Annotated in this window: 16 protein-coding genes and 2 pseudogenes; 4 read left to right on the top strand and 14 right to left on the bottom strand. The window is 45.3% G+C overall.

What is annotated here, in order from left to right; genetic code table 11:
* Positions 1–2 precede the first annotated feature (2 nt).
* Genes AS158_RS09150 through AS158_RS09160 form a run of 3 tightly spaced genes read left to right on the top strand, consistent with a single transcriptional unit; the run spans position 3 to position 1,704 of the window.
* Positions 3–482 carry an OmpH family outer membrane protein gene (locus AS158_RS09150; protein ID WP_004080454.1) on the top strand — a complete coding sequence of 160 codons (480 nt, stop codon included), beginning with the start codon at positions 3–5 and terminating at the stop codon, positions 480–482.
* On the top strand, positions 479–1,192 hold the full coding sequence (gene lptB / locus AS158_RS09155; RefSeq protein ID WP_004080452.1) for an LPS export ABC transporter ATP-binding protein: 714 nt from the start codon (positions 479–481) through the stop codon (positions 1,190–1,192). Before AS158_RS09150 ends, lptB begins: the two co-directional genes overlap by 4 nt.
* Positions 1,189–1,704: a TIGR00725 family protein gene (locus AS158_RS09160; RefSeq protein WP_004080450.1), complete on the top strand. Its 516-nt coding sequence runs from the start codon at positions 1,189–1,191 to the stop codon at positions 1,702–1,704. Before lptB ends, AS158_RS09160 begins: the two co-directional genes overlap by 4 nt.
* Here AS158_RS09160 and cutA read toward each other — a convergent pair.
* Positions 1,685–1,990, bottom strand: coding sequence for a divalent-cation tolerance protein CutA (gene cutA, locus AS158_RS09165; protein ID WP_004080448.1), 306 nt, complete (start codon positions 1,988–1,990; stop codon positions 1,685–1,687). The two genes, AS158_RS09160 and cutA, sit on opposite strands and share 20 nt — an antisense overlap.
* A 1-nt stretch (position 1,991) precedes the next feature.
* Positions 1,992–2,990: a potassium channel protein gene (locus AS158_RS09170; protein WP_038053543.1), complete on the bottom strand. Its 999-nt coding sequence runs from the start codon at positions 2,988–2,990 to the stop codon at positions 1,992–1,994.
* Positions 2,991–3,112: 122 nt separating this feature from the next.
* Between AS158_RS09170 and AS158_RS09175 the strand changes: the two genes are divergently transcribed.
* Positions 3,113–4,711, top strand: coding sequence for an FMN-binding glutamate synthase family protein (locus tag AS158_RS09175; RefSeq protein ID WP_038053539.1), 1,599 nt, complete (start codon positions 3,113–3,115; stop codon positions 4,709–4,711).
* A gap of 42 nt (positions 4,712–4,753) precedes the next feature.
* Here the strand turns inward: AS158_RS09175 and AS158_RS09180 are convergent, their stop codons facing one another.
* From AS158_RS09180 to AS158_RS09235, 12 genes and pseudogenes are all read right to left on the bottom strand, one after another.
* Positions 4,754–5,017, bottom strand: a complete 264-nt coding sequence (locus AS158_RS09180; RefSeq protein ID WP_004080441.1) for a stage V sporulation protein S — start codon at positions 5,015–5,017, stop codon at positions 4,754–4,756.
* 48 nt (positions 5,018–5,065) lie between these two features.
* Positions 5,066–6,400, bottom strand: coding sequence for an MFS transporter (locus AS158_RS09185; protein WP_165304898.1), 1,335 nt, complete (start codon positions 6,398–6,400; stop codon positions 5,066–5,068).
* An 85-nt stretch (positions 6,401–6,485) separates the two neighbouring features.
* Positions 6,486–7,640: pseudogene (locus AS158_RS09190) on the bottom strand (DUF2264 domain-containing protein).
* 5 nt (positions 7,641–7,645) lie between these two features.
* Positions 7,646–9,337 (bottom strand): glycoside hydrolase family 2 protein, encoded by a 1,692-nt coding sequence (locus tag AS158_RS09195; protein WP_165304900.1) that lies wholly within the window; start codon positions 9,335–9,337, stop codon positions 7,646–7,648.
* 13 nt (positions 9,338–9,350) lie between these two features.
* Entirely contained in the window at positions 9,351–10,532 is a 1,182-nt protein-coding gene (locus AS158_RS09200; RefSeq protein ID WP_165304901.1) for a DUF4038 domain-containing protein, read from the bottom strand.
* A 74-nt stretch (positions 10,533–10,606) separates the two neighbouring features.
* Positions 10,607–12,565 carry an ABC transporter substrate-binding protein gene (locus tag AS158_RS09205; RefSeq protein ID WP_241241288.1) on the bottom strand — a complete coding sequence of 653 codons (1,959 nt, stop codon included), beginning with the start codon at positions 12,563–12,565 and terminating at the stop codon, positions 10,607–10,609.
* 28 nt (positions 12,566–12,593) lie between these two features.
* Entirely contained in the window at positions 12,594–13,616 is a 1,023-nt protein-coding gene (locus AS158_RS09210) for a dipeptide ABC transporter ATP-binding protein (protein ID WP_165304904.1), read from the bottom strand.
* Positions 13,603–14,601: an ABC transporter ATP-binding protein gene (locus AS158_RS09215; protein WP_165304905.1), complete on the bottom strand. Its 999-nt coding sequence runs from the start codon at positions 14,599–14,601 to the stop codon at positions 13,603–13,605. Before AS158_RS09215 ends, AS158_RS09210 begins: the two co-directional genes overlap by 14 nt.
* 11 nt (positions 14,602–14,612) lie before the next feature.
* The gene (locus tag AS158_RS09220; RefSeq protein ID WP_004080422.1) at positions 14,613–15,716 is read right to left on the bottom strand and encodes an ABC transporter permease; all 1,104 of its coding nucleotides are present in this window, start codon (positions 15,714–15,716) and stop codon (positions 14,613–14,615) included.
* 10 nt (positions 15,717–15,726) lie between these two features.
* Positions 15,727–16,710, bottom strand: a complete 984-nt coding sequence (locus AS158_RS09225; RefSeq protein ID WP_004080421.1) for an ABC transporter permease — start codon at positions 16,708–16,710, stop codon at positions 15,727–15,729.
* A 61-nt stretch (positions 16,711–16,771) separates the two neighbouring features.
* A complete protein-coding gene (locus AS158_RS09230; protein ID WP_004080420.1) occupies positions 16,772–18,736 on the bottom strand; it encodes an ABC transporter substrate-binding protein in 1,965 nt (654 codons plus the stop codon).
* Between the two features lie 246 nt (positions 18,737–18,982).
* Positions 18,983–19,265, bottom strand: a pseudogene (locus AS158_RS09235) (alpha-glucosidase/alpha-galactosidase); the annotation flags it as partial.

Genomic DNA, 19,265 nt, shown 5'->3' on the forward strand with positions numbered 1-19,265 from the left:
GCATGAAGAAACTGCTCCTACCCCTCGTTCTGGCAGGTGTTCTCCTTGCAACGCTACTCGTTTCACAGAGTTCCTCGAGCCCTTCCCTGAGGGTAGCCTACGTCGATGTTGAAAAAGCGACAGAGAGTTACTACAAGTGGCAGGATCTGAACGAAAAGTACAAGAGAGACTATTCTTTCTATCAGAACAAGTTGAAGGAGATGGAGGATGAGCTCAAAAAGATGCAGGAAGAAGGAAGATCTCAGGAAGAGATACAGGCAAAACAGAAGGAGATTCTCTCGAAAAAGGCTGAATACGAAAATCTTCTGAAGACTGAATACCAGCAGAAGATTCAGGAAGTGATGAAAGAAGTTGTGAGTAAAATCCAGGAATACGCGAGTGTTATGGGATACGATCTTGTGATTGCGAAACAGATGGTTCTCTATGGAAAGCCATCTTACGATATAACAGACCAGGTGATCGCTTACATCAATCAGAAATGATGGATGTTTTGAGGTGCGAGAACCTCAAAAAGAGGTTCGGCAGAAGATACGTCGTGAACGGAGTGAATCTGGAGTTTCACAGGGGTGAGATAGTCGGTCTTCTCGGTCCCAACGGAGCCGGGAAGACCACTATTTTCAACATGATTCTTGGTGTCGTTGTACCGACTTCGGGAAAGATCATCTTCAGGGATGTTGATATAACGAAGTTTCCCGTTTACAGGAGAGCAAGACTCGGTATCACCTATCTTCAGCAGGAGACTTCGATCTTCGGGGGCCTCACTGTGAGGGAAAACATAGACCTCGTGCTTCGCTTCCATGAGAAAGATAAAGAAAAAAGAGAAAGAAAAATAGAAGAACTCCTCCACGAATTCCATCTGAAACACCTCGAGAATCAACCCGCGAGCTTTCTTTCCGGGGGAGAGAAGAGAAAGCTAGAACTCGCAAGAATGATGTGTTTGAATCCCGCTTTCATTCTGCTCGATGAACCCTTCAGCGGAATAGATCCGAAGACTGTGAAAGAAATTCAAAAAATGACCCTGGAATTGAAGCAGAAAAATTTCGGAATCGTCATCACCGACCACAACGTCGATGAACTCGTTGAAATCGCTGACAGGATCTACGTCATCTACAAGGGAGAGATCCTCGCCGAAGGTTCTCCTGAAAGAATTTTGGAAGACGAAACAGTGAGGGAGGTGTACCTCGGAACGTGAAAAAAGTCGTCGTTGTCGGATACTCCGGACCGGTGAACAAATCTCCGGTGTCGGAACTTCGAGATATTTGTCTGGAACTTGGAAGAACCCTGGCAAAGAAAGGGTACCTCGTGTTCAACGGCGGAAGAGACGGTGTGATGGAACTCGTATCTCAGGGGGTCAGAGAAGCGGGCGGAACCGTGGTGGGAATACTTCCCGATGAAGAAGCGGGGAATCCGTATCTTTCCGTCGCCGTGAAAACAGGCCTTGACTTTCAGATGAGATCTTTCGTTCTTTTGAGAAACGCAGATGTAGTTGTCTCGATTGGCGGAGAGATTGGAACAGCGATAGAGATTCTGGGAGCTTATGCGCTAGGGAAGCCTGTGATCCTGCTGAGAGGAACGGGTGGGTGGACGGACAGGATCTCTCAGGTTCTGATAGACGGAAAGTACCTGGACAACAGAAGAATCGTAGAGATTCATCAGGCGTGGACTGTGGAGGAAGCTGTTCAGATCATAGAACAGATTCTCTGAGCCAGTTCATGTATTCAGTCAGGACGTTTTCCACCTTCAGTGTGAAGATCGCGGGTGTTTCGTATGGATGAAGTTTTCTCAACTCTTCGTAGAGTTCCTTTTCTTTTTCTTCTGTAGTCTTGAAAATAGCCGCCCACTCTTTGTCTTGAACGATTTCACCTTTCCACCAGTATCCGGATCTGATTTCGAACGCGTTGAAGCAAGCTATTAGCCTTTTCTCGAGGAGTTTTCTTCCTATCTCGAGCGCTTTTTCTTCATTTGGAAAGGTCGAATACACGAGTATCATTCTATCCCTCCTCGATTAATCTGTGGAGTTTTTCGAAGTGATCGCTTTTTCCCACCACCATGAGCCTGTCCTCCGGGAGTATCTTCGTGTCTCCCGTCGGGTTGAAGATCACCTCTCCTCCACGTCTGATCGCAATGACGATGGTTCCGGCTCTCTTCGCAAGGTTTATTTCACCGAGCGTTTTGTTGGCAACAGGACTCTCTGGGGGTATTACCACTTCCTCTATTCTAAAGGATTCCTCGCCGAAGGAGAGAATGTCCAGGAAGCTTATAGTAGTGGGATTGAGAGCCATCTGAGCGAGCCTCACACCCGCGAGCTCCGATGTAGCGATCACTTTGTCCGCCCCCGCGTAAACGAGCTTGCTCAAAGCCTTCATGTCAGAGACTCTGGATACAATCTCGAGATTCGGATTCAAGGACTTTGCGGTGAGAACAACGAACGTGCTTTTCGCGTCGTCGGGAAGTGTCACCACAAGAGAACGAGCCCTTTCAACCCCCGCTTTCATGAGAATTTCTTCTTCTGTGGCATCTCCCACAACGTAGGGGAATTCCTCTCCCAGAAAATCTTTGAGTCTGGCGATTGCTTCTTCCGATTGATCTATCACAACAAAGGGCTTCTTTGCTTTCATTATCTCCAGGGTGGTGTGCCTTCCTGTTCTTCCCGCTCCCACTACGATGAAGTGTTCTCTGAGTTTATCTATCATCTTTTTCATCCTCCTGTTCCTGAAGTACTCTCCTATGTGTCCCTCAACGATCATCGATGTCACCGATGTGAAACCGTACAGCACGATCGTCACACCAGCGCTTATGAGAATGGAAGCTATCACCTTTCCAGCTTGAGAGAGGTTCTCAGGAATAGAGTATCCCACCGTGGAAACTGTGATGAGCGTGAAGAAAAATGAATCGAAAAGGTTCCACCCTTCTATCAGGTGAAAGGCAACCGTTCCAAAAACAAATACGAACACTATCATGAGTATGAGTATGATGATGTTTCTCTTCATGTTTTTTACCTCCTATCCATAAATATTACAACACATTGACTACTTTGTGATGTCGTTTGTTTGTTCTATAATTAAAAAAACTACCGGAATATAAATTCACTTTTTGTCAAGGAGGGACAGCGATGGGAAACCTGAGAAGACCAAATGCGAATGAAGCAACTGGAACGTTCAATCGTTCAAGAGATGTTGTTCCTATGTCTGGCATATGTTCCAGGTGTATTGACGGATGCACCGGTGGCTGCGAGATTTGGCTCGCGTCGTTTAGAGGAAGGGAGGTACTCTACCCGGGCCCGTTTGGTGAAATCACCGCGGGTGCCGTCAAGGACTATCCTGTTGACTACTCACACCTTAACATTCTCGGGTACGCACGCGGTGCGGAAGGTCTTCCCGAAGGAGTGGAACCAGGTCCTGACACCGCAATATTCACGAACGTTGATACAACCACAGAGTACGGCTGGGACATCAAAGTGAAGATGAAGGTTCCCATATTCACGGGGGCACTCGGTTCCACAGAAATCGCGAGGAAGAACTGGGATCACATAGCGGTGGGAGCTGCCATCAGTGGAATAACGGTTGTCTGTGGAGAAAATGTAGCGGGTGTCGATCCGGATCTGGAACTCGACAGCAACGGAAAAGTGAAGAAATCACCGGAACTCGACAGGAGAATAGAAATATACAAGAGATACCACGACGGGGAATACGGTGAAATACTTATTCAAATGAACGTTGAGGATACAAGGCTGGGTGTTGCGGAGTACGTTATAAACAAACACGGCATCGAAACCATTGAGCTCAAGTGGGGGCAGGGAGCCAAGAGCATCGGTGGAGAGATAAAGGTGAGATCCCTTGAACGCGCTCTGGAACTGAAAAGAAGAGGTTATATAGTTCTCCCCGATCCCGAACTTCCGGAAGTCCAGAGAGCGTTCAAAGAAGGAGAAATCAAGGAGTTCGAAAGACACTCAAGACTTGGTTTTGTCTCTAAGGAATCCTTCCTAAAAGAAGTGGAAAGACTCAGAAAACTCGGATTCAAGCGGATCACCTTGAAGACGGGAGCTTACTCGGCTGTTGAACTTGCCATGGCTCTCAGATACGGTGCTGAGGCGAAGGTGGATTTGATCACCGTCGATGGAGCACCGGGTGGAACGGGTATGAGCCCGTGGCCGATGATGAACGAGTGGGGAATTCCTACGTTCTACCTCGAGGCTTTGACGTATCAATTCGCGGAAAAGTTGAGCAGGAGAGGAATCAGGGTTCCTGACATAGCCATAGCCGGCGGTTTCTCCACAGAAGACGGTGTTCTCAAGGCCATTGCGATGGGTTCTCCGTACGTGAAGGCCGTCTGTATGGGAAGGGCTCTCATGATACCCGCGATGGTGGGAAAGAACATAGGCGAGTGGCTCAAGAGTGGAAACTTGCCGAAGACAGTTTCGAAATACGGAACAACCGTAGAGGAAATCTTCGTCACCTACGAAGAACTGAGATCCCGATTTGGAGAGGAAGAAGTCAAGAAATTGCCTCTTGGTGCCATAGGAGTCTACACGTTCGTTCAGAAGTTCAAAACGGGTCTGCAGCAACTCATGGCGGGTGCGAGAAAGTTCAGGCTCTCTGCTCTTTCCAGGAAAGATCTCATCGCTCTCACAAAAGACGCAGCAGAAATCTCAGGAATTCCATACGTTATGGAATCTTACAGGGATGAAGCGGAAAGGATCCTCGAGGAGTGAAACAAGAAATGGGAAAAATCAAAGGGGAGCTGATGCTCCCCTTCAGCTTTTTGGAAAGACTATGAACTTGATGGCTGTCCGCTTTTCGTTTTCGATCTCGACGTCCGTGAAGGCAGGAACGAAAACGAGATCGATACCACTCGGTGCCAGGTACCCCCGCGCAATGGCGATGGCCTTCACTGCCTGGTTCACTGCACCGGCTCCAATGGCCTGAATCTCCGCTTTACCGTGCTCCCTCACCACACCGGCAATAGCACCAGCGACCTTGTTAGGATCGGACTTCGACGATACCTTCAGTACTTCCATGTTACTTACCCCCTTCGTTGTGTGATCTCAATATTATTTTACCATGTCTCAACGTTTTCTTCTAAAAATGTTCAGTGTGTTCAACCTTTCTCTGATCCACGGAACCGTTCCTGAGAAGAACGACTCCTTCACAGCCTGGATCAGAGAATCCACTTTTTGAGGTGTTCCAAGATCCATCCTGGATATTATGTACGCCGCCGATGCTCTCAAAAAGAACGATATGAACATGGTGAGTCTGATAGCGGATATTCCAAAGGGAAGACTGATGTTCTCCAGCAAGGCAACTAAAACGCTTGCAACTAAAGATCCAGCGAACAAAGAAAGATTGGACAGACTGTTGAACACAGAGAAGGCTTCAGTTTTGAGGGATGAAGGTGCTGTGTACATGAGGGTGTAGAAAACAAGCTGGCTTGTTCCTGCTGTTACGAATATACCAATTATTATCTGGAGGAAGAAGACGTAAAGGAACGATCTAGGAGTCAGTGCCCAGAGGAGAATAACAATCGCATGAATCCACAGACAGACTTTGAGAAAGTATTGAAATCCATACCTGTCTCCCAACTTTCCCCAGAAAGGTTGGAAGAGAGTTCCTATGAACATTCCCACTGCGTTCAGAACACTTATTTGAAGATAGGAAAACTCGACCTCTTTTAAAAGCATCACGTTTATATAGACCGTACCAACACCTATGGCAAATTGCCAGAAGGCGAATCCAAGAAGAAAGTTTTTGAAGTGTTCTTCTTTCAGGAGAAACTTCACGGCTTTTGTTATGGAAACAGACGCCTCGCGTGGTTTGTACGGTGGCTCGTACTGTATCTTCAAGAAGTATCCGTTCAGTGCCCCGAGAGAACCCGCTATGAGAAAGAGTGTGCCAAAACCTTTCCAGTTTTCTCCAAGAGAATCGAGTATCGCGCCTGCAAGGAACATAGCGGGAATCTGAACCGCTCCATGAATGAGATTTCTGAAACCAAAGTAGCTTCCAATCATATCTTTTGGTACCAAATCAGACATCCAGCTCTGCCAGAGAGGAGCAGACAGGGCACCAGCGATCTGGATGTAAAAATAAAGAAGATACGCAAAGAGAAGGCCATGCCTGATAGCGGGAAATACGGCGAACAGCAATATGGACGTTCTGGCAGTCCACATCAGTGGAACGATGATCTGTTTCCTGGATTTCAAACGATGTGAGAATGAGAGTGTGAGAAGTTGGAGCGTGTTTGCCAAGAAGGGAATAGAACCGAAAAGGCCGATGAAGAAGCTTGAGGCTCCCATCCACAGGAAATAGCCCGTCAGATAAGCTCCACCGAAGAACTGGTTGATGAGTACGGCCAGTGCTCCTTCTATGATGGATATGTTCAGCGCTCTTTTTATTTTTGGATCCAACACCACTTCCTCCTCAAGTTGTTTTGACTTCAGACATAGTATCACTGAAAGATTAATGGATTGGTTCGGAGAGTTTTAATGTATGTTAATCCTCTAATGCTTTGTCGGGTATAGTATCTTCACCCTCCCATATCTTTTTATTCGTCCATTCCTTGCAGGAATCTTTCCAGAAAGGGTCTGAGGAAGGAAGTCCGAGAGGCAGAAAGACCGTTGTGCACAGATACAGACTGCCTGTTGTAATGTACTCCTCACCGAGTGAGGGTTGAGAACCGATGACACCAATTTTCAACCAGCCGTTTTCATCGAAAGTTGAGGGATTTTCGAAAATCTTTTTGAGAACTGCGGTGAGCGCACACCTGACCTGAGCCGGAGAAAGACTCGCTGGAAGAAGGTGAAGAAGTGACAACTGGCTCAGAAGATGAAAGATCGCCGTCCTGTAGGTTATCGATCTACCGATGATGGGAAACGCTCCTTCAGGGGGTATCATTCTCTCGAGAACAACAGCATACCTCTGAGCCCGCCTCAATACTTTCACCTAAAGCTCTTTCCATTCTGTCTTTTCCTCGGAAAGAATCCTCAGCACGTCTATCATCATCGGATAAATAACGAAACTGTTGTAATAGTCCCACCTGAAAAAAGGACCATCACCGTAAGCTCCATCTCCTTTGTACCAGCTTTCTACACTTCTCAGTATCAGATCGACTTTCGTGCTGTCCCATTCTTCCCCTGCGAAGAAGAAAAAAATCTCAACCATGGCGGAAAACAAAAGCCAGTTGGAAAAATAAGGTTCTATCTTTCTTGTTGCCTTCAATTCTCTTATCAATCTTTTCTTTGTAGAAACATCGAGATTTTCCCAGAGAACCTTAGGAGCCCTCAATATAGCCTCTACAAGAAAAGCAGCATCAACCAGTGGTTGTCTTCCTTCTTTGAAGTTCATGTAATCTTTGCAGTTTGGATTCGTTGCAACATCGAGGGATTTGACTGCAAATTCTGATAATCGGGTTGCGATCTTTCTCTCCTCTGGATCCGTGCTCGGACTTTCCCTGTTCAATTCAAGAAACGGGGAGATTCCGCAGAGGATTCTCCCCAGAAGTTCTAGATGTGTGAACTTTCTCCTTTCTTCGCTCTTCTTTCCCTCCACAGGCATTGATTCCTTCAAGCGATCCGATGCGCAAAGCTCAAGAGGCATTTCACAAATTTTTTGAAGAAGAGAAAGCCAGTAGCGCCGAACATCAGTCATAGACATCAAACCTCACTCCACAGTCTTCTCAGTACATGAGCAACGAGTTTGGGTTGTCTGTCTCTTGTGAAAACACCCTTGTGATTGAGGATGGGTCTTCTCACGTTCTGAGGAGTCTTAAAATCTGCAAAGGCCCACACGTGTGTTCCAATGATGTAGTCTTTCTTCAAAAGAAGTCTGATCGTCTTTTCAACGAGCTCTGCTTGGTACTCTTCGGAGAACATCTGAGGTGGGTCGTAGTGGATGCCGGCTATCGCGTCCGCACCGAATTCTGTGACAAAGATAGGTTTTCTGTGCCTTGCATAGAGCTCTTCTATGTCTTTTTCCAGAGCTTGAAGTCCTTCTTCTATCCTTCCCTGATAGATGTACCAGCCGTAGTACCTGTTCACACAGACGATGTCGAAATACTTCAGCGCCACGTCTCTTGTCCTCTCGTCTGGTGCGTCCATCATGCTCACCATGACCACGGGACGTGTTCGATCCATCTCTTTGGCAGTCTCATAAAGGGCTTTGAAGAAACTCTCCGCGTCTGGATGGTTGGACTCGGGTTCGTTCGCCACACTCCACATGATCACGCTGGGATGGTTCTTGTCTCTGTCTATCATTCTTCTTATGTTGTCTTCTGCTATCTTTTGGGTCTCCGGGTTGTAGTGATACCTTGTGATACCAACGTGCGGGGCTTCGTCTATCACGAGGATTCCGAGTCTGTCGGCAAGATCCAGCCACTCTTCACTGTAAGGATAGTGAGAGGTCCTGAAAGAATTCGCGTTGATCCACTTCAGAAGGTTGAAGTCTTTTATCATCAGTGGATAGAAAGTACCCTGCCCCAGAACGGGGAATTCCTCGTGCTTTCCAAAGCCCTTCAGAAAGACGGGTTTCCCGTTCAGGTAGAGCTTTTTCTCGTCCCAGCTGATCGTTCTGATTCCGATGTCCAGAGTGTACTCGTCTCTTTCGAGTTCCACCTTGAGAGGATAAAGATACGGATCTTCGAGGTACCAGAACCTGGCGTTTTCGAGGATGAACTCCTCTTCGACGAATCTGTCGGATGTTCTGACCTTTTTTTCTGCCTCTCCAAGTTTGATCGTCATCTCCTGTCCCACCGCTTCTTCTGAGACTTCTATCTTCACTTTCACTTTTCCAAGTTTCTTCTCTGGTTCAGATTCACTCGTGTCCACCCAGATGTCAAGTATCCTCGCGTGGTCTGTGAACTCTATCAGAACAGGTCTTATGATTCCTCCGTAGGGAAAGAAGTCGAAGTTTGCAGGTGGAAAGCTTCCAAAGAATCCCACGGTGTGCGTGCCACTGTCTGGAACCTTCGAGGGAAATCCTCCCACCTTTAACCTGTTCTCAACAACCACTCTGAGTTCGTTCTCTCCAGGTTTCACTTTCCCTGTCACATCTACTTCGAAGGGAAGGTATCCAATGTGATTCTCTCCCACTTTCTCTCCGTTTAGGAAGACATCGCAGTCTGTGTTCACGGCAGCAAAGTAAAGTCTGATGTGTTTTTTTGAAAGTTCCTCTGGAACGTAGAAGGTGGTTTTGTGGGTGAAAGGTCCTTCTTCATAGCACAGATCCTGATACTGCTCGTTCCAGCTCCCAGGAACGGCTATGGGCCTTTCCTCCCCGTTCACTTCGAGGGACCAGATACCAGTCGTGTTCATGAGAAATCTTTTCACGCTGTTCCTTGGTTTTAACATGTTGATACCTCCCTTAGTACTCAACTATGATCAGAGAATCAGAATTATGGTTCAGAGTGTCCACCTTTGTGTGATTATCTTTCAAATCAACTTTGGGAACGAACAGGTCTCGAGTCTCCATATTTATTCCCCAAACATCCTTTGGACTGATATCAAGAACTATCTTGGTGGCGTATGGGACATAGAGGACACAGTTTCTTTCGTTCTTTGCGACTCGAATCTCAGGATTTTCTGGACTCAGAAGAACTCCCTGAGATGGTTTCAAACCGAAGAAATTGAACTTCTCTATCAACCATCTTGCAAAACAGACATCGTTTGCTCCCTTCATTTTGAGAGCTTCTTTCCATGTAAAAGATGAAAGATGTCTTTCAGTTTCTTCTCCGGCAACTTCACACCAGTTCCAGATACCGTGCCCCCCATAACCTATTCCCGCAAAAGAACCCGAAAGAAAGCTTTGCCAAAAAGCTTTTCTCACGTCGAATGAGTTGAATCTGTATCCATCACTTTTGTAACCAATACCTTCGTAACAGATCTCACCGTTTATCACAGGCTTGCCTTTATTATAGAACTCATTTGCTAGTTCCCAGGTGAGTTCTTGGTGATGTCTGTCATGTCCGGATTGATAAGTATAAAAGTCTATATATTGATCTATTTCTGAAGGAACCTTTGTCCACCCCCTTGCAAGATGAATAGAGACCGGGCAATTTGTGTTCTCTTTTATTACTTTCGTTATGACTGAATAATATTCCACTGCCTCAGGGGTTCTGAAATCGACATCCCCACCTGAGAAGAAGATAGAATTGTATTTACTGAACCTTCTTGCTACTTCTTTGCTAAAATCCTCAAGTGTTTGAAGCGGAAGAATGTTTGAACTATCGGAGACAGTAGCCCATGTTCCAGGTACACAACCGCACCAGACAACGGTTATAACGGGTATCATTCCTTTCTCAAAAACTATTTTTACTTTTTCTTCTATCTGATCAATATAATCATTCTTCAGAATTGCCCTGTAATTTTCCCAGGGTGTAAGATTTATCTGGATAGCATTGAATCCTTGCTTTTTTCTTGTTTCCAGATACCAATACCAGTCTTCAATCCTCGCTTTATAACCCCCTCTCCAAGCGGTGTCGGCGAGGTAGAATATTTTCCTCCCATCCTGAACGAAGTGTTTATCCTCTTTATTCACAACGACCACAGTTCACACCTCCTGCTTTAAGAAAAGGGGGTGGTACGATCCACCCCCTTACGGTCTTTCAGAGAAACAGATCACTATTTGTCCATGTAGTACTGTTCAGCGTGCTGTCCGTCACCCTCGTTTTCCCACACAAAATCCGGTGAATCGGGTACGTTCTTGAAGTAAGTCTTCACAACAACTGGCCAGATAGGTTCTCCTACAGTTCCGATGTACCAGATGTTCTTCTTGTGAATGTTTACGATTTCCCTGAAGAGTTTGTCTCTTTCTTCCTCGTCGACCGTCATTTTGACCTTTTCCCACAATTCGTAAATCTTTCTGATATCAGATCCTTCAGGTGGTTCTTCTCCACCTTTTCCACCAGAGTTATACCACTGACCATAGAGTGGTGCCCATGGCCCATCGGTTACCGTTCCAAGAAGCCTTCCAGGATCGAGCATTGGGTACTTGTTCCTGTCAAAGAACCAGACACCTATTTCAGGTTCTCCACCGCTACACCTCGTGCCGTACAGTGATCTTTCTTCTGGTTTCAGATTGACTTTTATCCCTATCTTCTGGAAGTACTGAGCTATCATTTCAAGTGTTTTGTCCCATGCACCGAAAACACCTGTGGGATATTCAATTGTCAAGATAAGTGGTTGACCATCCGGTCTCAATCTGTAACCCTCAGCGTCACGTTTTGTAAGGCCAATTTCATCGAGAAGCTTGTTGGAAGTTTCTGGATCGTATTCTACCCATTTCGTTTCCCATTCTGGATCATAGAATTTCACACCGCTGACGAAGGAAGCTTGCCTGGGTTCACACAGACCGTAATAGACAAGAGAGTTTATCTCTTCACGATTGATAGCGAGTGAGAGTGCCTGTCTGAATTTGATGTTCTGGAAGAGTTCCCTGAGAACGGGATCTTTGACATTCTGGTTCAGCCAAAGAGTAACATCGCTACCGCGAGCGAGTTTCCACTTGATGATCCTGTAACCGCCTTTCTGGGCATTAGTTGCTAGAAGTGTGTAGTCCTCCAAACTTAGATGTCTCGCCTGCATATCGATTTCTCCAGACATAGCTTTTAGAAGAATCATCTGCCTGTCCTGAACTGTCCAGAACACTATCTCATCTATGTACGGGAGTTGATTACCCGTTGGGTCTATTTTCCAGTAGAACGGGTTCCTCTCTATCACAAGTTTTGAATCTGTGATCTCTTTCAATTTCCAGGCAGCGAGTATGGGTAGATCGGGATTGGAGATATGAGCGTTGTGATCACCGAGTGACCAAAAGTAGTCAGACCAATTGTCGTATCCTGCTTCTTTTGCCATTTTTTGAAGCTCCTCGAGTGGTACATACTTCGGGTGGAACTGTTTCAGGTAGTGAGCTGGTAGCATGATACCTCGAGTTCCCCAGCTTCCTTTTCTAGAAGCGTACAGATATTTGAACAGAGGATAGGGTTCTTCGAATATGATTCTGTAGGTGTAATCATCGATGATCTCCAGCTTCATGGGTTTTCCGCCTGCCATGAGATCTCTCGGAAATGTTGGAACCAGTTCTTCATTCAGGAGAACATCCTCATACCAGAATCTCACGTCCTCTGTTGTGACAGGTACCCCATCAGACCATTTCAAACCTTTTTTGAGAGTACAGATGAATTCTTTCCCATCGGAAGACATCTCAATCTTCTCAAGAATGTTCGGATATAGCTCTTTACCCCGGGGATCAAACACCATTGCAGATTCTAGCATGAACCTATCAGCTTGTGGTCTGTCAGTGGGTCCTGTCCAGGCTCTGTTCCAGGTTCCACCATACTTTCCAATGTTTTCCCATGGTACAAGAACAATGGGATCTTCCGGTAGTCTTTCCCTCACAGGTGGCAATTTCCCCTGCTTCACGAGTTCCGCCAGAACAGGAGCCTCGTTGAATTTTGTGATCTTCTTGCCTGTGAGCTTTTCATAGTCCGACAGGTTGTACTGTGCTAGTGGAGGAAGTTCAGAAGCGAGTAACATTACAGCAATGAACGATACCAGCAACACGAACAAATACCGCCTCATAGAACCACACCCCCTTGAAGAATTTGGTTCACACATTCACTCCCACAAGCTCAAGTGAATCTGCAAAATGACACGCAACCAGATGGGGTTTTTCTTCCGTTCCAAGGTTTCTGAGTTGCGGGTATTCTTCCTTGCAAATGCTCTTCGCATACGGGCATCTGGGATGAAAGTAACAACCAGACGGTGGATTGGAAGGATCCGGCACCTCACCTGTGAGCTGAACTTTCTTTCTCTTCCTCTTTGGATCAGGTTTTGGAACAGCAGAAAGAAGTGCTTCCGTGTAAGGATGCTTTGGAGAAGAGAAGAGTTCTTCAGTTTCAGCCAGTTCCACGATCCTTCCCACGTACATCACAGCCACCCTGTTTGTGATATGTTCCACCACCCCAAGATCGTGCGAGATGAACAGGTACGTGAGGTTGTATTCCTTTTGAAGATCCTTCAGAAGATTTATGATCTGAGCCTGAACGGACACATCCAGAGCGGAAGTGGGTTCATCGCAGAGCACAAGTTTTGGCTTCAGTGCGATCGCACGTGCGATGGCGATCCTCTGTCTCTGCCCCCCAGAGAAAGCGTGCGGGTATCTCTGCATGTACTCAGGCCTGAGACCGACTGCCCTCAAAAGATCAGAAACGATGGCGTCTATCTCCTCTTTTCCCTTTATAACACCGTTCACCACAAGAGGTTCCGCAATGATATCACGCACCGTCATCCTCGGATTCAAAGAAGAGTAAGGATCCTGGAAGATCATCTGAAGAAACCGCCTCACACCCTTCTCCCTGAGTTCCTTCTCAGACAACTTGGTAATATCGACCTTTTCTCCATCCATATTGAGAACAATCTCACCCTCTGTCGGTTCGATCCCTCTCATGATGAGCTTTGCCGTTGTGGTCTTTCCACAGCCGCTTTCTCCAACAAGTCCTAAGGTCTCTCCCTCTTCTATGTGGAAGGAGATACCATCCACCGCCTTCAGATACCCAACAACCTTCCTTCTAAAACCCCGCTTTATGATGGGAAAGTACTTCTTCAGATTCTTCACCTCAAGAAGCGCCATCTTTTTCCCCTCCATAGAGAAAACAACTGACTCTGTGTTCTGGCCCCACCTCAACCTCGACCGGCTCCCTCTCATCGCAGATTCCCTTCATCCTGTAAGGACACCTCGGATGGAACCTGCAACCTTTTGGCATGTTCCTCGGATCTGGGACGTCTCCCTCTATCACCTCAAGCCTTTCTACCCTCTTTCCCACAACCGGAATGGACCTCAAAAGAAGCGATGTGTACGGATGCTTGGGATTGTAGAAGAGTTCTTCAACCGGAGCGCTCTCTACCACCCTCCCAAGGTACATCACCACCACATGATCCGCCATCTCCGCCACAACACCCATATTGTGCGTGATCATCATGATCGCCATTTTGTACTCTTCCTGAAGCTCCCTCAAAAGATCGAGAACCTGCGCCTGTATTGTCACGTCAAGTGCAGTCGTCGGCTCATCCGCTATCAGAAGACGAGGATTACACGAAAGAGCCATCGCTATCATCGCACGCTGCCTCATACCACCCGAGTACTCAAACGGATAAGAATCTATCATCTTCTCCGGCTTTGGAATACCAACTCTTCTCAGAAGTTCTACCGCGCGCTCTCTTGCCTCCTGCTTTGTGATTCCAAAGTGGTAGATCATACCTTCTGTGATCTGATCTCCAATCGTGTACACAGGAGAAAAGGCAGCCATGGGCTCCTGAAAGATCATCGCAATGTGCCTTCCTCTGACCTTTCTGATCTCTTCCTTTGAGAACTTCACAAGATCCACCATCTGACCGTCCATGTTGTAGAGGATCTCCCCCGAGACGATCCGACCTGTTGTACTCAAAAGCTTGATGATGGATCTTGCCGTGACACTCTTTCCACAACCACTCTCTCCCACAACACCCAATGTCCTTCCTTCCTCTATCTCAAAACTCACACCATCCACTGCCTTCACAACACCTTCGTCTGTAAAAAAGTACGTTCTCAAATTTTTGATTTGGAGTAATGTACTCATTTCTGTCCCTCCTACATGTTCGCGTATGGATCGGCTGCATCTCTCAACCCATCACCGACGAAGTTGAAGCACAGAACAGTTGTGATCACAAACACAACTGGTATCAAAAGCCACGGATACAAAGCTACAACCGTGAGATTCTGTGCTTCCTGAAGAAGCACTCCCCAGCTGATCACAGGCGGCCTCAAACCAAGCCCCAAAAAACTGAGACTCGTCTCACCGAGGATCATCCCCGGTATGGAAAGTGTGATGCTTGCTATGAGATGACTCATGAAAGAAGGAAGCATGTGCCTGAAGATGATCCTCGCCTCCGAAGCCCCCATGAATTTTGCTGCCATAACAAAATCTTCTTCCCTCAAAGATAAGAACCTGCTTCTCACAACCCTTGCAAGATCTGTCCAACCTGTGAGAGAAAGAATTATCACTATTACAAAATAAACTCTCAATGGTGGCCAATTTTGTGGAAGAGCAGCACTCAAAGCTAACCATAAAGGTATAGTAGGTATGCTCTTTATAATTTCTATAGTCCTTTGGATGAAGTTGTCCACAGCACCACCAAAGTATCCAGAAATACCCCCTATGGCAACTCCAAGAATGAAGCTCAAAAACACCCCTATCAAACCTATGGACGTGGAAATGCGGGCACCGTAAATGATCCTTGAGAGCATGTCTCTCCCAAGACTGTCTGTTCCAAGAAGGAACATGTGACCATCTTCTACTCCTATGAAGTGAATGTTTGTTTTCCAAATACCCCAGAATTTGTACTCGTCCCCACGAACAAAGAACTTTATCTTGAAGATCTTGCTTTTATCTTCCTTGTATATCCTCCTCAAAGTCTCAAGATCCACCGTGTAGGTGTAACCGTACACAAATGGCCCTATGAACTTTCCCTCGTGGAAAAAGTGTATCCTCTGCGGTGGTGCGTAAGGGTATCTGTAGTTGTATTTGTTCGGATCGTACGGAGCAAAGAACTCACAGAAAATAGCAAAAACATAAATGATGAGAAGCACCACCCCTCCTATCACTGCAAGCTTGTGTTTTCTGAACCTCCACCAGATCAGCTGCCACTGAGACGCATAATAGAATTTCTCCTCCATCTGTTCTCTCTTCTTCATGTTTCCCCTCCTACTCGAACCTGATCCTGGGATCTACCCATGCAAGCAAAATGTCTGATATCAATGTCCCTATCACAGTGAAAAAACTCAAAAACATCACCAAACTCCCAGCAAGGTACATGTCTTGGTTTTTAAGAGCGTTTAAGAGTAATGGACCAACAGATGGTAAATTTAGAACGATAGCTGTTATTGTGGCTCCAGAGAAAATCCAAGGAAGGCTCCACCCCACCGTGCTGATGAAGGGTATCATCGCTATCCTCAAAGGATACTTCCAGAACACTTTGTTCTCCGGAAGCCCCTTGGAAAGTGCTGCCTCCACGTATGGCTTGTGAAGCTCATCCAGAAGATTTGCCCTCAAGGTCCTGATGAGTCCTGCCATTCCTGACGTTCCTAAAACTAATACCGGTATCCATAAATGATTCAGAATATCCAAGAACTTATCAATGGTCATAGGTGTATTCAAATATTTTACGGAATGCAATCCACTTAGATTTATCCCAGTTAGACTATAAATTCCCCACATCAAAATCAAAGCTAAAAGAAAATTAGGAACAGCTAAACCAATGTATCCCAAAATAGTTGCCAGGTAATCCCCAATTGAATATGGATGAACGGCCGAATACATACCGATGATAAAGCCAAAAATCCAGCTGAATATCAGGGATAAAGTAGCTACGAGGACAGTAACTCCCAATCTATTCCATAATAATTCATTAACAGGTTTTTTCCAGGAAAACGAATACCCAAAATCACCATGTAGGATACCCCATAGCCATTTCAAGTACTGAACATAAATTGGTTTATCGAGTCCATACTGTTTCTTTAAAGCTTCAATTGTAGCAATATCCACGTCTTCTCCGGATACTTTCAATTGGGCAATATAAGACGTTAAAAAATCTCCTGGAGGAAGTTGAATTATTACAAAGGATATTATTGATATTATCCATAACGTTATAAAAGCAGTTATCAGTCTTCTAAGAATATACGCTACCATGATTTACCACCTCGTTCTATCTAAGGTGTAAATAAAAGGGAGGGAGGCCCTCCCCTATCGTTCACTCAAAGTAAAATTGTTCAGGCCTGAAATTCTTCGGACTTCTTATCAGCGGAAAATCCCAGAGTAGACCTTGCGGAACATTTTTGAAATTCTCTTTCACCACGATAGGCTGGGGCAGAGCTCCTACAAAACCCACCATCCAAATATTTTTCTTATGAAGGTTGATTATTTCTTTCATTAGTTCATCTCGTTTTTCTGGGGCCACTTCTTTGACAATTTGATCCCATATTTCATATAGTTTCCACATATCGGTTCCCTCTTCTGGTGGCATACCAGTTTTTTTACCACTGTTGTACCACTGCCAGGTAAGAGGCGCCCATTGACTACCCAAAATGTGGGCAGGATCGCCAACAGGATCTATGTTCCTGTCGAATTCCCATACTCCTATTTGCAGTTGACCCGCTTCCAATCTTGTAACATACAATGATCTATCTATAGGTTTCAAAATAACACTTATTCCAACTTTCTCAAGATAAGATTTGACCATTTCCATTGTTTTTTCTCTAGTTTGGGAAGGAGTTGTGTATTCAATAACAATTTCCAATTTCTTACCATCTGGCCTTAACCTATAGGTACGAGAAGGATTCCATTTGAGCCCCATTTCATCTAGTAGTTGATTCGCTCTCTCTGGATTATATTCGGCAAATGCTTTTTCCCACTCTGGATCGTAATATTTTACGCCTTTTACGAAAGAAGCTTGTCGCGGTTCACCGAGCCCTTGGTAGACCAATTGCCATATTTCTTCCCTGTTTACAGCCAAGGAAATAGCTTGCCTGAATCTAGGATCCCTTAATATTTCACCTATAACAGGATCGTCAGTGTAGTTTTGATTTATCATGAGGGTATCGGCACTACCAACGGCCTGCCTTGCAAGGATCAATTTGTAACCGCCTTTTTCTCTATTAGCTGCAAGTATTGAATAATCTGCGACTGTTAAATGTCTCCCCTGCATATCTATTTCCCCAGATATAGCTTTCATCAACAACATCTGTTGATTTTCAACATAATGGAATATGATTCTATCGATGTACGGTAATTGATTTCCTTCAGGATCAACTTTGAAGTAATACGGATTTCTTTCAAGTATTAACGCTCTCTCTGAAGATTCTTTAGACAATTTCCAGGGGAAAAGAATCGGGAGGTCGGGATTAACCAGCCAAGAATTGGTTTGCAAGCATTTGTCACTAACGAATTGATACCAAGAACTATATCCATTTTCCTTTGCTATTTTTTCTGCTTGTTCTAAACCAATGTACTTTGGATGAAATTTTTTTATGTAATGTGAAGGAACAACGAATTCAATTCCCGCTCTTCCTCCATCACCAGCTAGAGCAAATGGAAATAGTGGATAAGGCTCTTCGAAAATCACTTTGAAAGTGTAATCATCGACAATCTCCAATTTGAAAACTTTCCCACCTGGCTGGAAAACTGAAGGTATGGAAGGAGTAAGTGATTCGTTAAGTAAAATGTCATGATACCAGAATTCAACATCTTTCGTGGTAACAGGTTCTCCATCAGACCACTTCAATCCTCTTCTAATTCTCATTGTATATTCTCTACCGTCTTTAGACACTTCTAAGCTCTCAAGAACATCAGGCAACAGGCTTTTACCCGCTTTGTCTGAAATTACCATAAACTCGTAACAAATACGACCAGCGTTCCATTCATCTGACAATCCGTACCATGCTCTGTTCCAGGTACCGCCATATTTTCCAATGCTTTCATACGGCGTTACCACAACCGGATTCTTCGGAAGCCTTTCCTCCACAGGTGGAAGCAGTCCTTTCTCAACCATCTCTTTCAGCATCGGTGATTCGTTGAATTTCGTGATCTTCTTACCCGTCAGACGTTCGTAATCAGTGAGATTGTAATACTCACCGGGAACGATTTCGTTGAGTCCAATGGCAAGAATCTGAGCTGTGAAGATTACTACAAGAAGACTCCACAGAACTTTCCTGAACATCATACCACCCCCTGCGTTATAGAATGATCATAAAAATGAACCATTATGATCTTGAAGTTATCAATATAATATCAACAAACATACAACAAGGTCAAGGGCTTTCAGTATAAAATAATCCTAATATCGAACTATAAGAGATAAATATGGTTGATTATTATTGATTATATTAGTTTTCCTTTTGCTTACAACCCCTTACAACAAAAAAGCGCCCCTTATGGGGCGCTACGGTTTTTACAAATCGATTTTTCAACTGCCGTAATGCTTCTTCATTTCCTCGTTGAAGGGGAGGTTAAGGATATCATCAATAACAGCGACGACCTGTTCGTAGGATCTGGTTCTTGGATCCCTGACGAGGATCTCCTCCAGAACCCTCCTGTCACCAGATATGAACGCCTCAAGTGTCCACTCCATCCTGAGTATCCTCGGAAGAAGATAGAACTTCTTGATCCTGTCTGTAAGATCAGGCTCTATCTTCTCCGGATGTATCCCCTCTTTATCAACTACCACTGGCACCTCCACCACTACATCG

The sequence above is a fragment of the Thermotoga sp. 38H-to genome, assembly GCF_011057665.1.
Taxonomy (GTDB): Bacteria; Thermotogota; Thermotogae; order Thermotogales; family Thermotogaceae; genus Thermotoga.